Raw genomic sequence first — 13,943 nt, forward strand, 5'->3', positions numbered from 1 at the left:
TACCGCGCCGGTTGGCAGCGATACAAGCGTTTCCTTCTGGCGTCGTGTCCCATACCGTCGGAATCAGATTTGATATTCTTTCCGCTGTCTATTTGTCACCGCGGCCAAAAGGCGGCTCATGGACCGTTTCATGGATGTCGGCCACGTGGCCGAGACCCTTCCGGATCTAAGTGAAGCGCTGGAAGACCCCCGGCTACGGCGGTTCGGACTCGTCGGCGGCGTCGCGCTCGTCGCCATCGGCGCGTTGCTGTCGCTTGCGCCGACGACCGGCCAGTGGGCGTTCTGGTCGTCCGCCGTCGCCGCAACGCTGGTGTTCATCGGCGTCCCGCTGCTGTGTCTCGGCCTCGCCGCCCCCGACCCGGAGCCCGGGTCGCTGTTCCACCTCGGGATCGATCTGACGACGACACAGCGCCGGGCCGTCGCGCTGGGCTCGCTCTGTATCACCGTGACGCCGATCGTCATCGCCGTCGGGACGCCACTGGGTCTTCCGACGCTGGTGCTTGCTATCGCTGCCACGATGTCGGTGGTCGGTTCCGTCCTCATCCTCACCGGGTTCGTCGCGTGGACATCTGCAGCGATCGCCGAGCCGAGTCGTCACTAACTGTCGGTATTCCGGGCCGAATCCACAATCTGACCGGCCTCGCTCGCGTCCTGCTGAAAAACCCGTCTTACTCCCGAAGTGTTTCTTCCAGCACGTCGACCGCGGCTTTCACCGCCGCGCCGCTGTGTGCGACCACGGTTGTCCCGTCGACGGTGAGATCATTGCGCTCCGTGACGACCGCCGGCTCCTGTTCCAGGATCAGGCGGGCCGTCTCGGGTGTCACCTCGACGACCGCCACCTCGGTGCCGTCCGCGGTTACGCGGTACGCGAAGGCTCCCTCCGGCGTCGGTTCCACGTCCCTGTCCGCATCGACGACGGAAACGTCGGCGAGCGGGCCGCGCTGGAGGCCGGTCAGCTCCGAGGCGAGTAGCTGTCCGATGCGCCGGCCGTCAGAAATCCGGTCTTTGACCATCAGAGGTCCTCCCGAACGTCCGCGGCGATGTCTACCACGTCGACGCCTTCACTGCGCGCGTACACGACGGCCGCGGCCTCCAGTGTGACGCCGATGTCGGACTGAAGGGCGTTGATGCCGGCGACGGCGGTCTGTTTCTCGATGCCGGCCTCGACGACCGCATCGAGCACCCGCTCGAACGTCGACCGCGACTGGAGAATCTCCTCGCCCGGCGTAAACCCGTCGGGGATGTCGGTGTGTGTCGCGTCGAAGGCGACAACCAGGTCGTCGTCGTCCCGCTCGACCAGCCCCTCGCTCGCCGCCACGTCGACCAGCGTTTTGGCCTGATCGGGCGAGAACCAGTTCCGGTCGAGCGAGAGCGCGACGACGAACTCGCTTTCCGCCATCCGGTCGGTCCCGCGCTGGCGGAACGGTGCGGCGACGGCCGTCTTCAGACTCATCGTCAGAGCAACCGGTCGGCGCGGGGGTAACGATTACGATGGCGAGTCGGCATCGAACGGTTCAAGTAGCCGCTTGGTCTTGCTTCCCGTATGAAAGACCAGGGACGCTCCCCTCGCAAGCGGACAGGCGGCCGCCGACGACCGAACCACAAGAAGAAGAAACACGAGCTGGGCAAGGACACCATCGAGGCCCAGGTCGGCGAGCAGCGACTGAAGACCGTCGACGCCCGCGGCAACACCCAGAAGGTCCGTGCGGTCCAGACCAACGTCGCGAGCATCGCTGACGGCGCGGAAACCATCCAGGCAACCATCGAGAACGTCGTCGAGAATCCGTCGAACCCGAACTACGCTCGACGGAACATCATCACGAAAGGCGCAATCATCGAGACCTCCGAAGGGCGTGCCCGCGTGACCTCCCGCCCCGGACAGCACGGCCAGGTCAACGCCGTGCTGGTCGAGTAACCCGGCGAGCATTCAGTTTCTTCCGACAACTCAAACCCGGAGCGACAGCGCCCGTCAGGGTCTCGGTGCGGCTTTCTGGAGCGCGCTCTCGGCGATGTTGCCGCCGTAGTCGGCGGTCCGTGACAGGGAGTCGACGACGCGGCCGAGCAGTTGTGCGCTCTGTGGGTCCAGCTCCCTGACCTTCCCGTCGACCTCGCGGGCGGTCTCGTCCACGTCGGGAATCCGGGCGCGGGCCTCGTTCGCTAATTCGACGGCCTCGTCGCTGTCGTCGGCCAGCAGGGCATCCATTGCTGTTTCCGGAACAGATGTGGCCTCAGCTTCCAGTTTGTCGAGCAGATCGGCGGTTTCGCCGGTGATTTCCCCGATCTCTTGGGAGAGACTGGCGACTTTGGTCGCGTGGTCGGCGATGCGTTCGAGTTGGCGGGCGCTGGACTGATAGTCGAACACCGTCTCGCGGGGGAAGCCAATCTCGTCGGCGGCCGTCGGATTCCGCAGGACGGTGCGGAACACGCGCGAAACCATGTACCAGAGCCGATCCACGTCGTCGTCGCGCTGTATCACGTCCGTTGCGAGGTCGCTATCGTCCTCGATGAGCGCTTCGACGGCGTCGGAAAGCATCGTCAACGAGACCAGTCGCATGCGCGTGATGGCGTTGAGAACGGACAGCTCCGAGGAGTCGAGCAGGTCCTGCAGGACGACCCGGTCGGCCGTCTCCTCAATCATCTCCAGGCCGACCAGTCCCTGCGTGGCGTCACGGATGATCCGCCGCTGTTCAGCCGTGATCCGTGGGGCCTCCAGCCGGATGATGTCGAAGCCGCTGACGTACATCGTCATCACCGCCCGCGTGAGTTCGTGCCTGTTTTCGAACCCGGTCACGTCGAGTGTTCCTTCGACGTGGCCGTCCTCGTGCTGTGGCGAAACCAGTAGCAGGTCGTCCTCGGCGTAGAATTCGACGATACTACCGGTCTCGACACCGTTTTCGGTCGCCCACTCTTTCGGCAGCGATACCGTAAACGTAGACCCACCCGTCAGCTGTACTTTGCGTGTCTCCATAGTACTAGTACTATGCTCTGATAGTTTATAAAAGGTGTCGTAACTATATATCACCGACAGAAAATATGGGGTCATTTCTCATGGAAGCGAGACACATAGGTTCGGCGTATCGGAAGAGGACCAGCGGTACGGCTGAGAATCAGTAGTTAGTGACGACGGCCGGAGCCACTGCGTATAGACCTTCACCTAGCCCGCTTGACAGGGGAGCATGACCTCGGAGAAAAATCTATATATCTCTATATACTGTTTATATCAAGCTATAGGGCTAATAGTAGGGTACTTATCCGATCTCCATCTTCGTTCAGGTGATGACAGATTCACCGACCGGTGGTCTCTCGCGTCGTCGTTTTCTGACAAGTTCCGGTGCGATTGGGGCACTGGCGCTGGCCGGCTGTACCGAACAGTCGTCCGGTGGCGATGGTGGCAGTGGCGGAGGCACTGACAACAGCGGCGGCAGCACCGATGGTAGCGGTAGCAGCCAGTTGTCGGGTGAAATAACGATCACGGGGAGTAGCACGGTGTTCCCGCTCGCAACGGCCGTCGCAAACGAGTTCCAGAAGCAACACGATCAGGTCGACATCAGCCTCTCTTCGACCGGGTCCGGTGGCGGCTTCAGCAACCACTTCTGTGTCGGCAACGCCGAGTTCAACAACGCCTCTCGGCCGATCTCCAGCGAGGAAGAGCAGCTCTGTGCCGACAACGGCATCGAGTACCACGAGATCAACGTCGCGACGGACGCAGTGACCGTCATCGTCAACCCCGAGAACGACTGGGTCGACTGCGTGACACCGGACCAGCTCAGACAGATATGGCGCGCGGACGGCGCGTCGACCTGGGCGGACGTGAACTCCGAGTGGCCCGACGAGCAGATTAACCGGTTCGGTGCCGCTGACACGTCCGGCACGTTCGACTACTTCAACGAGGCGATCATCGGCGAGGAAGCGAACCACACCAGCAACTACGAAGCCACCGAACAGGACAACCTCATCCTCCAGGGCGTCCAGCAGGACCAGTACGGCATCGGTTACTTCGGCTTCGCCTACTACCAGAGCAACACTGACGCAGTCAAGGCCCTCAGCATCGACAACGGCGACGGCTGCGTCGAACCCTCGCTTGAGACGGCCAAGGCCGGCGACTACGAGCCCCTCTCGCGTCCCCTGTTCACGTATCCGCAAAAGGGTGCCCTCGCCGAGGAACACGTCGCCGAGTTCGCCCGGTTCTTCGTCGAACAGAGCGCCAACACCGAACTCGTCTCCGAGGAAATCGGCTACGTTCCGCGAACGGAGGAGGGGATGCAGGAGGAACTCGACGCCCTCAACGACGTTATCGACGAAGTCCAGTAACGAGTCGAGTATATAGACAATAGAGAACTACAGATACAATCCGGGTACTTTTTCCCGAGATACACAGAATGAGCGAACAACACAGATGAGCAACGAGGGACAGGCCCCAGACCTGGCGGGGGACCGGGGGTTCAGGTCGGTCCGTGAGTCGGCATATAAATACGCGCTGGCGGGCTGTGCCGTCCTATCCGTGCTGACGACGGTGAGTATCATCGGGGTGCTCGTCCTGGACGCCGCCCAGTTCTTCGCCGAGGTGCCTGTCCTGGAGTTCCTGACCGGCACGACATTCAGTCCGAACCTCGAACCGGTCTCGTTCGGGGTGTTACCGCTCGTCCTCGGGACGATTCTCATCACAATCGGCGCGGGCGCACTTGCGCTCCCAACCGGTGTGTTGACCGCTATCTACCTCAGCGAGTACGCGAGTGATCGAACGCGGTCGATACTGAAACCGATGCTCGAAGTGCTCGCCGGCGTCCCAACCGTCGTCTACGGCTACTTCGCTATCGTCTACGTCACGCCCGCGTTGAACACCGTGATTACCGGACTCAACGGCTTGCTGGGGACCGGATTCGAAACGCTGGGGCTGTTCAACGGCCTCTCGGCCTCTATCGTCGTCGGCATCATGATTATCCCGATGGTCTCCTCGATCAGCGAGGACGCGATGAGTTCGGTCCCTGACTCGCTGCGCGAGGCCGGCTACGGCCTCGGGGCGACGAAGTTCAACGTCTCGCTGACCATCGTGGTTCCGGCGGCGGTTTCCGGTATCGCCTCGTCGTTCATCCTCGCCATCTCGCGGGCCATCGGCGAGACGATGGCCGTCGTGCTGGCTGCTGGGTCCCAGCCGCCGGATATCCCGCCCGTCCAGCAGGCCTTCGGCATCCCGTACGTGGCCCCGGCGGACGTGATCGGCCTCTTTACCGAGAGTTCCGCGACGATGACCGTCGCGATGGTCAACATCGCCCAGGGGGACATCTCCGGTGGCTCGACTGCCTACCAGTCGCTGTTCGCCATCGGGCTCACGCTGTTCGTCATCACGCTGGCGATGAACGTCGTCAGCGACCTCGTGGCGAGTCGCTACCGGGAGGTTTACGAGTAAATGGCCACGACATCACCGACCGAGACTGAGTTCGGCGAAGTCAGCCGAATCAAGGGCATCGTTTTCAAATACATCTCGTTTGTCGCGTCTATCGTCGGCATCCTCGCGCTGGGCGTGTTGCTCGCGTACGTGTTCTGGGACGCGCTCGGACTGGAAAGCGCCGGCACGGGCTGGTATCTGGCGTACACAGGAACCCTCCTGGTCCCGTTGCTCGCGTTCTTTGTCTACGCCCGGACCCGGCCCGCCGTCGTCGCAGGGGCGTTCGAACTGTTCAGCATGACGCTGGCTGGCTTGCTGTTGACCGGCGCGGGCGTCATCATCCTCTCGATTATCGCCAGCCCGGCGGTGTGGTTCGCGTACTTCGTCACCGTTGTCGGTCCGATTGTCGGCCTGTACGTCTACGGCCAGTACGACCGCAAGGCGACCTGGGTCGGTCTGGCGATGCTCGGGGTGTTGCTCCTCGGCCCGATTGTCGGCACGCTCGGCCTGGGGCCGTTGACCGCAATCGGCGCGCTGCTGGGCTCGCCCGGTATCTACTTCCTGTCGCTCGTGGTTCCGGCGGCCGCGGTCGCCGCGTACCTGTCGGCCGAACGACTGGATTTCTCCCGGCGACGGAGCCTCGGAATCGGCGTCGGTCTCCCCGTGCTGGCAATCGCCGCCGTCCCGCTCGTCGACACCGTCCCGGCTATCTCGCGGTCGGTCTGGCTCATTGGGCTCGTGCTGTTCGGCCTCCCGGTCGGATTCGCGGTCGCAAACACGGTCCGGAGCCGTGACCGCTGGCCGGCCTTCGCGTTCCCCGTGATCCTCGTTCTCGGCTTCCTCGCGGGCGAAGCCGTCGTCACTGCAATGGGGGCGACGACACCGTCACCGTGGCTCGACTGGCAATATGTCACCAGCGGCCCCTCTCAGACCGCGGCCGAGGCGGGACTGTACCCTGCCATCATCGGCTCGATATTCCTCATCGTGCTGGTGAGCGTGTTCACCTTCGTCTTCGGCGTCGGCGCGGCCATCTACCTCGAAGAGTATGCGCCGGGGAGCGGCCCGCTGGCCGCTCTCACGCGGGTTATCAAGGTAAACATCTCGAACCTCGCCGGCGTCCCGTCCGTGGTGTACGGCCTGCTCGGTCTGGGTATCTTCGTCAACATCGAGTCCCAGATCGGCCCGTTCACCTACGCTGGCTTCGGCGTCGGGACGGTGCTCACCGCCGCGATGACCCTGTCCCTGCTCATCCTGCCCATCGTCATCATCTCCGCACAGGAGGCGATCAGGTCCGTGCCGGACTCGCTGCGGCAGGCGTCCTACGGAATGGGCGCGACCCGGTGGCAGACCATCCGGAACGTCGTCCTCCCGCGCTCGCTGCCGGGCATCCTGACCGGGACGATTCTCGCGCTCGGTCGGGCCATTGGGGAGACCGCACCGCTCATCATGATCGGCGCGGCGACGACGAAGTTCTCCCCGCCGAGTGGGCTGTTCGGCAAGCTCACGGCGATGCCGATGCAGATCTTCGCCTGGGCGTTCGAACCGAGCGACGAGTTCCGGTACGGCGTCGTCGCGGCCGGCGTCGTGACGCTGCTCATCGTCATGCTGACGATGAACTCCGTCGCGATTCTCGTGCGCAACAAATATCAACAGGAGGCAAACTAATGACTTCACAGGACATGGCCAGTGACACCGACGTTGAGACTGACGACGACTCCCTCGTGACGACCGACCCCGGCAAGGGCGGGCTTGATGAGAACGACGAGCGCGGGTCGGTCGGCCAGACCAGCGCGGGAACTGTCATCGAGTCTCGCGATCTCGACGTGTTCTACGGCGAGACGCAGGCGCTCCAGAACATCGACCTGGCCATTCCGGAGAACCAGGTGACGGCCATGATTGGCCCGTCCGGCTGTGGCAAGTCGACCTTCCTGCGGTGTATCAACCGCATGAACGACCTCATCGACATCGCCCGCGTCGAGGGCGAACTCACCTTCAAAGGGAAGAACGTCTACGACACCGATGTCGACCCGGTCGCGCTGCGACGCCGGATCGGGATGGTGTTCCAGCACCCCAACCCCTTCCCCAAGAGCATCTACGACAACGTCGCCTACGGCCTCCGTATTCAGGACAAGACGGACAACATCGACGAGGTGGTCGAACAGTCCCTCAAGAAGGCGGCGCTGTGGGACGAGGTCAAGGACCGCCTGGACGAGTCCGCCCTGGACCTTTCGGGCGGCCAGCAACAGCGGCTCTGTATCGCCCGCGCTATCGCCGTTGACCCCGAGGTCGTCCTGATGGACGAGCCGGCGTCGGCGCTTGACCCCATCGCCACCTCTCAGATCGAGGACCTCATCGAGGACCTGGCCACGGAGTACACCGTCGTCATCGTCACCCACAACATGCAACAGGCCGCCCGCATCTCGGATAAGACAGCCGTCTTCCTCACCGGCGGGGAACTCGTTGAATTTGACGACACCGACAAGATCTTCGAGAATCCGGATAGCCAGCGCGTCGAGGACTACATCACCGGCAAGTTCGGATAGCCGTCTCCACTCGCTTTTGCCGTCGCCGCTTACCGCTCCAGCGTCGCTTCCGTGTCGATGCCGTACACGTCTGCCGGCGTCTCGACGTGTGCCGTTCTGACCGCGTCCTCGTGGCCGTTTTCCAGTAGCCAGCGGACGCGCCGTGGCACGGTCTTCGGTCCAAGCACCGCGCCGGGGCGGTCCGGGTCATCGATGTAATCGGTCTCCATCAGGAACGGTTCGTCGGTCTCGACCGCGATTTCCAGTTCGTCCTTGTCCGAGAGCACTGATTTGACCGGACCACTGAGTCGGCCCCCGGAGTAGTGTTTCACGACCTTCGTCCGGTCGAGGCCGCGTTCTTCGGCCCAGCGAGCCACATCCTCGAAGTCTTCGCCGCCCTCGGTGTGGAGCTGTATCGCACAGCCCACGTCGGCGGCGCGTTCGAATCCGTGGCACATCACCTCGTTCGAGGCCGCCCAGACGGCGTCGTCCACGTCGTAGTGCGGTCGCCCGGATTTCATCGCCAGTGCCTCGCCGTCGGCGACGTACTCCGCCGCCACGTCGAGGCCGGTCTGCATGATGTCCCGCGCTTCCGGCGGCGTGTAGCCGTCGCCGACGAGCTTCGAAATCAGCGCCGGATGAACGCCAAGAACAGCCCATGCGCGGCCATCGAGTACCTCCGACGCTGCAGTGGCGGCCTCGACAGTGAGATCGAACGTCTCCCGGAACGTCGCTTCGTCTGTTGCCTTCTCCACGAGGTGCCAGGAGGGCTTGTTGAGCACCAGGAGGTGTGTTCCGCCCTGGGACGCGAACTCCTCGGCTGCCGCGACGTTTCGGCCGTTGACCGGGTCGAGGTGGAGGTGATTGTCGAGGACGGGCGTGTCGTCGATGTCCATACGTGGCCAATGGTACTGCCCGGAAAAACAGTTGGCGTCACGGCGTCGCGCTCTCAGAGCGTCACCGCGTCCTCGGCCGCGTTGCGCAACGCGTCGGAACGCCCGTACTCGCCCGGTGCGATAGCGACCGTCCTGATCCCTTCTCGGGCGGCCACTTCCAGCGCGGGCTTGAAATCCGTGTCCCGCGAGGCGACGGTTAGCACGTCGATCTGTCCCGAGACGACGGCGTCCGTCGCGTCGACAGCCATACGCACATCCACGTCGCCGCTGGTCGTTACGACCTCGAATCCGCGGGCCTCGGCGGCCTGGATGAGCCCCGGCGACGCGTTCTGGTCGACGTAGAGCCGCGTGATCGCCAGCGGGCCGTACTCGGTTGCGATATCCCGGACCTCGTCGAGGTCGACATCGAACTCCGACCGGAGCACGTTCGGGCCGTCGACGAACAGCCCAACGCGTTGCCGCGCGTCTCTCTCCGCGAATATCCGACGAAACAGCTCCATGCGCCCCATTCCCCGCTCGGTCCGTTTATCAGTGCCGTTTCGGGGTGTAAACTAATATTGGCTATATCAAACTGGCCCACAGCCTCGACAGTTACCCGAACAGGCCGACGCTGTCTCCGAGTGTGACTGCCGCTACCCAGTATTAATAACACCGGGACCTGAGAAACCCAAGATTATTATAACCTCTTACTAGATTAATAACTGCGCATGACATTCACCAGACGACAGCTGTTGTCCGCGACGGTTGGAGCCGCGGGCACAGGCATACTTGCAGGGTGTACCAGTAGCGAGGCGGATCGTTCCGGGCCGGAATCTACCGGTGTGACCGCGCAGTCGACGTTTTTCGTGTTTGGGGACATCGCTTTGCAAGTGGCCGGCGACGCCGCCGCGGCGGATCTGCTCGTTCCGATTGGGCAGCACGGCCACGGGTGGGAACCAGGGCCGAGCGTGCGGACGGACATCCGCGACGCGGACCTGCTGGTTCACGGCATGGATGGGTTCCAGCCATGGGTTGACGACATCACCGGCGACCTCGAAGCCGACGGCGCGGACGTGTCGACCATCGATGTGACTGCTGGGATGGACTTGCTATCAGCGAGCGGCGGACACGATGACGAGAGCCACGCGGGGGAACACACTGCGCACCACGACGAGGGGACACATCACGAGGACGCGACGGCGGCTGGCGACCACGACCACGGCTCGGACGCGGACCCGCACTTCTGGATGGATCCGCTTCGGGTGAAAGAGGCCGTTGGTACGGTCAGGAACGGGCTTGCCGACATCGATCCGGACAGCGGTGGCGCGTATCAGGCCAACGCTGCGGCGTTCCGAAGTGACCTTGACGATCTCCATCGGCGTCTCGAATCGACAGTCGCCGAAGCCACGACAAATCTCGTGCTGGTCGCCGGCCACAACTCGGTTCGGTATCTCGGCGAGCGCTACGACATCGAAGTGGAAGCGCTCACCGGACTCTCTCCGGACGACCGGCCCACAGCGCGGGACATCGATCACGCACAGGAAGTCATCGAGAGACACGATCTCCAGTACATCTGTGCCGACCCTCTGGAGTCCCAGCAAGCCGCCGAGCAGTTGGTGGCCGAGACCGACGCCGAGGCAGTCCTGCCGCTGACGGCAATGCCTGGTCTGACCGACGAATGGGACAGGCAGAACTGGGGCTACATCGACGTTATGGAACAGGTGAACGTTCCGACGCTTGAGCGCGTACTGGGAGCCCAATGAGTGTTATCGAAGCCACTGACGTGACCTTTGCCTACGGTCACCGCCCGGTCGTCGACGGCGTGTCCCTCAGTGTCGACGAGGGGGCGTTTCTGGGACTTGTCGGACCTAACGGCTCCGGCAAAACGACCTTGCTCGAACTGCTCATCGGACTGCGTCGCCCGGACAGGGGGTCAGTGACGCTGTTCGGTGACCCGGCCCACGAATCGGCACACGGCGAACGGATCGGCTTCGTTCCCCAGGATGTTTCGGCTTCGAACGGCGAGATGCCCACGACGGTTCGGGAAGCTGTCCGGATGGGACGGTACCCACGGCGGCTGCTCGGGCGGTTCACCGACGACGACCGCCGGGCTATCGACAGTGCGCTGGCCCGGGTCGGTATCGCCGACCTCGCCACTCGTCGAGTCGGCCGGCTCTCCGGCGGCCAGCGCCAGCGGGTGTTCATCGCCCGCGCGCTCGCGGCCGAAGCTGACCTGCTCGCTCTCGATGAACCGACCGTCGGCGTCGACGTGGAATCCCGCGAGGCGTTTTATGACCTCCTGCGTGAACTGAACGCTGACGGCATCACCATCGTTCTCATCGAACACGACATCGGCGTTGTCACGACTCACGCCTCGGAGATCGCCTGTCTCAATCGGGAACTGTACTTCCATGGCAACCCCGAGGTCTTCGTCGAAACCGACGCGCTGGCTGACGCCTACGGCGGTTCTCAGTCCATCGTCCAACACCACCACTGATGGCACTCCTACTAGCTACCGAACCTCTGGCCGTGTTCGCGTTTGTCTTGGTCGGCGCAGTCGATCAACTGGTCGGCGTCGTCCTCGATGATCTGTGGGGAACGAGCATGGACGTGCTGTCTGCGCTGACTGGTATCGATATGCTCGGATCACCATTCATGCAGCGGGCGTACCTCGCTGCGGTGTGTATCGCGCTCATCGGTCCGCTTGTGGGGAGTTTTCTGGTCCACCGGGAGATGGCGATGATAGGCGACACGCTCGCCCACTCCGCCTTCGCCGGGGTCGCCGCCGGGCTGTTCGTTAACGCAGCCTTCGCGGTCACTGTCCCGCCGCTGTTGACGGCGCTTATCGTCGCCGGCGTCGCCGCGCTACTGGTCCAGACGCTCGTCGATTATGCCGGTGCGTACCGGGACACGTCACTGGCTATCGTGCTGACGGGGTCGTTCGCGGTGGGGAGTGTGCTCGTGACCGCGACGAACGGCGGTATCGCCGTCGGCATCAACGCCTACCTCTTTGGCTCGCTCGCTACTGTCTCCAGAGTCAACGCGGCGATTTTGCTCGCGATGAGCGCCGTCGTCACGCTCGGTGTCACTGCCGCGTACCGCCCGCTGGTCTACGTTACCTTCGATGAAACCGGGGCACGCGCCGCCGGCCTGAGCGTGACACGGTATAACCAGTTACTCGCAGTGCTGACCGCAGTGGTGGTCGTCGGGGCAATGCAAATAATGGGCGTCATTCTCGTTGCTGGGATGCTCGTCATTCCGGTTGCCGCGGCCACATCAACCCGTGGGTTCAAGCGGTCGGTCGTCGCCGCTGTCGGTGCCGGCCAGTTCGCCACGGTCACCGGGGTGACGCTGGCCTATTTCTTCAACATTGCTGCGGGTGGAACTATCGTTCTGATCGCTATCGCGGTGTATCTGGCCGTGACAGTCGCTGTCCGGGCCTGCCGGTCGGTCGATCAGCTGCGCTCAAATCCTCAGTCACCGGTGGAGCCCGTGTCGACGGATGGTGGGGACAGCACTGACTGAGCCAGTCGTGCTCGTGAATAGAGATTTGCTATCGTGATATAGAGTTTATCGAGCCGGCGATGGCCAAACGGTAAGACGACGCGGCGCGAGGTATCCGCGTATGTCACTGCGGTCACCACCGCTCTCGGCGGTGCACGAACGGGCCGACGCCTCGTTTACCGATTTCGGCGGGTGGGAGATGCCGGTCGAGTTCGAGTCGATTCGCGTCGAACACGAAGCTGTCCGGAGCGATGCCGGGAAGTTCGATGTCTCGCACATGGGACAGATAACCGTTGACGGGCCGGACGCGGCGACGCTGACACAGCGCCTGACCACCAACGACGTGACCGAACTGGATCCGGGCGAGGCCCAGTACGCAGCTATCACTGACGAGGACGGGATTATGCTGGACGACACGGTGGTTTACCGGCTACCCGCGGACGCGGCCGACGAGTTCCTGTTTGTCCCGAACGCCGGTCACGACGGGGAGATGACCGAGCGGTGGCTCTCGGAGCGGGACGACCGCGATCTCGACGCCACCGTAACGAACCGGACCGAGGAATACGCGATGCTCGCCGTTCAGGGTCCCGAAGCGCCGGACCTGCTGGCCGCCGAGACGGACGCCGACCTCCCGTCGCTGCCACGGTTCGAGGTGACCGACGGGGCTGTCGCCGGCATCGACTCGCTGGTCGCCCGGACCGGCTACACCGGCGAGCGCGGGTTCGAGATACTCTGTTCCTGGGACGATGCCGAGACGGTCTGGAGCGCGCTGGACTGTCAGCCCTGCGGGCTCGGCGCGCGCGACACCTTGCGTCTGGAAATGGGCTTTCTGCTCTCCGGCCAGGAGTTCCACCCGGTCGACGAGCCCAGAACGCCCTACGAGGCCGGTATCGGCCGGACCGTCAAGCTCGATACTGAGTTTGTCGGTCGGGACGCCCTGGAAGGGATCGCCGCGGAAGGCCCCGAAGAGAAGCTCGTCGGTATCGAACTCATCGACCGCGGGGTTCCACGGCACGGCTACGACGTGACGACGCCAGACGGCGAGGCAATCGGACACGTCACAAGCGGGACGATGAGCCCGACACTCGGCAAGCCCATTGCACTGGCCTACGTCCCAACGGAGTACGCCGAACCCGACGAGTCCGTCCGCGTCGTCGTCCGCGGGGAACCGAAGAAAGCACGTACCAGGAGCACGCCATTTCTCGACAGATGAGCTTCGACGTTCCCGACGACCTGCGATACCTGGAGTCACACGAGTGGGTGCGTGTCGCCGACGGCACCGCCGAGATCGGCATTACCGAGTTCGCACAGGACGAACTCGGCGACGTGGTGTTCGTCGAACTGCCCGACGAAGGGGCGGCTCTGACCGCCGGCGAGGACTTCGGTGTGGTGGAATCGATCAAAGCGGTGTCCGACGTGTACGCCCCCGTCTCCGGGACCGTTACGGCGGTCAACGACCAACTCCGCGACGAACCGGAACTGCTGAACGAGGACCCCTTTGGTGAGGGGTGGATGCTGGAGGTCGAGATCGCTGACGAGAGCGAACTCGACGACCTGCTCTCGCCCGCTGAGTACCGCGACCAGATCGAGTGAGTGCCCGGCGACGGTATTCGGGGGGCTGAAAGGAGTAACCTAATGTGGACACGGTCGCTAGCT

General features: G+C 63.6%; 16 protein-coding genes. 11 read left to right on the top strand and 5 right to left on the bottom strand.

Features of this window, described 5'->3' with window-relative positions; translation table 11 throughout:
• Nucleotides 1–118: 118 nt before the first annotated feature.
• On the top strand, nt 119–601 hold the full coding sequence (locus NDI54_RS06525; protein ID WP_310895650.1) for a hypothetical protein: 483 nt from the start codon (nt 119–121) through the stop codon (nt 599–601).
• A gap of 67 nt (nt 602–668) precedes the next feature.
• On the opposite strand, the gene NDI54_RS06530 is transcribed toward NDI54_RS06525, so the two are convergent.
• Nucleotides 669–1,013: a hypothetical protein gene (locus tag NDI54_RS06530; RefSeq protein WP_310895651.1), complete on the bottom strand. Its 345-nt coding sequence runs from the start codon at nt 1,011–1,013 to the stop codon at nt 669–671.
• Nucleotides 1,013–1,453 carry a DUF2240 family protein gene (locus tag NDI54_RS06535; RefSeq protein ID WP_310895652.1) on the bottom strand — a complete coding sequence of 147 codons (441 nt, stop codon included), beginning with the start codon at nt 1,451–1,453 and terminating at the stop codon, nt 1,013–1,015. Before NDI54_RS06535 ends, NDI54_RS06530 begins: the two co-directional genes overlap by 1 nt.
• Before the next feature lie 90 nt (nt 1,454–1,543).
• Here NDI54_RS06535 and NDI54_RS06540 point away from each other — a divergent pair, with 90 nt between their 5' ends.
• Nucleotides 1,544–1,915, top strand: coding sequence for a 30S ribosomal protein S8e (locus tag NDI54_RS06540; RefSeq protein ID WP_310895653.1), 372 nt, complete (start codon nt 1,544–1,546; stop codon nt 1,913–1,915).
• A gap of 54 nt (nt 1,916–1,969) precedes the next feature.
• On the opposite strand, the gene NDI54_RS06545 is transcribed toward NDI54_RS06540, so the two are convergent.
• Nucleotides 1,970–2,968 (bottom strand): PhoU domain-containing protein, encoded by a 999-nt coding sequence (locus NDI54_RS06545; protein WP_310895654.1) that lies wholly within the window; start codon nt 2,966–2,968, stop codon nt 1,970–1,972.
• A 308-nt stretch (nt 2,969–3,276) separates the two neighbouring features.
• Here NDI54_RS06545 and NDI54_RS06550 point away from each other — a divergent pair, with 308 nt between their 5' ends.
• The 4 genes from NDI54_RS06550 (at nt 3,277) to pstB (ending at nt 7,929) form a co-directional block, all read left to right on the top strand.
• Complete coding sequence (locus tag NDI54_RS06550; protein WP_310895655.1) at nt 3,277–4,311, top strand: phosphate ABC transporter substrate-binding protein PstS family protein; 1,035 nt, start codon at nt 3,277–3,279, stop codon at nt 4,309–4,311.
• A gap of 85 nt (nt 4,312–4,396) precedes the next feature.
• Complete coding sequence (gene pstC, locus NDI54_RS06555) at nt 4,397–5,407, top strand: phosphate ABC transporter permease subunit PstC (protein WP_310895656.1); 1,011 nt, start codon at nt 4,397–4,399, stop codon at nt 5,405–5,407.
• On the top strand, nt 5,408–7,051 hold the full coding sequence (gene pstA / locus NDI54_RS06560) for a phosphate ABC transporter permease PstA (RefSeq protein WP_310895657.1): 1,644 nt from the start codon (nt 5,408–5,410) through the stop codon (nt 7,049–7,051).
• Nucleotides 7,051–7,929 (top strand): phosphate ABC transporter ATP-binding protein PstB, encoded by an 879-nt coding sequence (gene pstB / locus NDI54_RS06565; RefSeq protein ID WP_310895658.1) that lies wholly within the window; start codon nt 7,051–7,053, stop codon nt 7,927–7,929. Before pstA ends, pstB begins: the two co-directional genes overlap by 1 nt.
• A 29-nt stretch (nt 7,930–7,958) precedes the next feature.
• Here pstB and NDI54_RS06570 read toward each other — a convergent pair whose 3' ends face one another.
• On the bottom strand, nt 7,959–8,804 hold the full coding sequence (locus NDI54_RS06570; RefSeq protein ID WP_310895659.1) for a TatD family hydrolase: 846 nt from the start codon (nt 8,802–8,804) through the stop codon (nt 7,959–7,961).
• 53 nt (nt 8,805–8,857) lie between these two features.
• Nucleotides 8,858–9,304 (bottom strand): NYN domain-containing protein, encoded by a 447-nt coding sequence (locus tag NDI54_RS06575; RefSeq protein WP_310895660.1) that lies wholly within the window; start codon nt 9,302–9,304, stop codon nt 8,858–8,860.
• 207 nt (nt 9,305–9,511) lie between these two features.
• On the opposite strand from NDI54_RS06575, the gene NDI54_RS06580 reads away from it, so the two are divergent.
• The 5 genes from NDI54_RS06580 to gcvH all read left to right on the top strand — a co-directional run bounded on the left by NDI54_RS06580 (nt 9,512) and on the right by gcvH (nt 13,880).
• Complete coding sequence (locus NDI54_RS06580) at nt 9,512–10,546, top strand: metal ABC transporter substrate-binding protein (protein ID WP_310895661.1); 1,035 nt, start codon at nt 9,512–9,514, stop codon at nt 10,544–10,546.
• Complete coding sequence (locus NDI54_RS06585; RefSeq protein WP_310895662.1) at nt 10,543–11,280, top strand: metal ABC transporter ATP-binding protein; 738 nt, start codon at nt 10,543–10,545, stop codon at nt 11,278–11,280. The genes NDI54_RS06580 and NDI54_RS06585 overlap by 4 nt, the downstream gene beginning before the upstream one ends.
• Entirely contained in the window at nt 11,280–12,308 is a 1,029-nt protein-coding gene (locus tag NDI54_RS06590; RefSeq protein ID WP_310895663.1) for a metal ABC transporter permease, read from the top strand. The genes NDI54_RS06585 and NDI54_RS06590 overlap by 1 nt, the downstream gene beginning before the upstream one ends.
• Before the next feature lie 100 nt (nt 12,309–12,408).
• A complete protein-coding gene (gene gcvT, locus NDI54_RS06595) occupies nt 12,409–13,500 on the top strand; it encodes a glycine cleavage system aminomethyltransferase GcvT (protein WP_310895664.1) in 1,092 nt (363 codons plus the stop codon).
• Entirely contained in the window at nt 13,497–13,880 is a 384-nt protein-coding gene (gcvH, locus tag NDI54_RS06600; RefSeq protein ID WP_310895665.1) for a glycine cleavage system protein GcvH, read from the top strand. Before gcvT ends, gcvH begins: the two co-directional genes overlap by 4 nt.
• Nucleotides 13,881–13,943: the final 63 nt, after the last annotated feature.

The sequence above is a fragment of the Haloarcula terrestris genome (assembly GCF_031624315.1).
Classification (GTDB): Archaea; Halobacteriota; Halobacteria; order Halobacteriales; family Haloarculaceae; genus Haloarcula; species Haloarcula terrestris.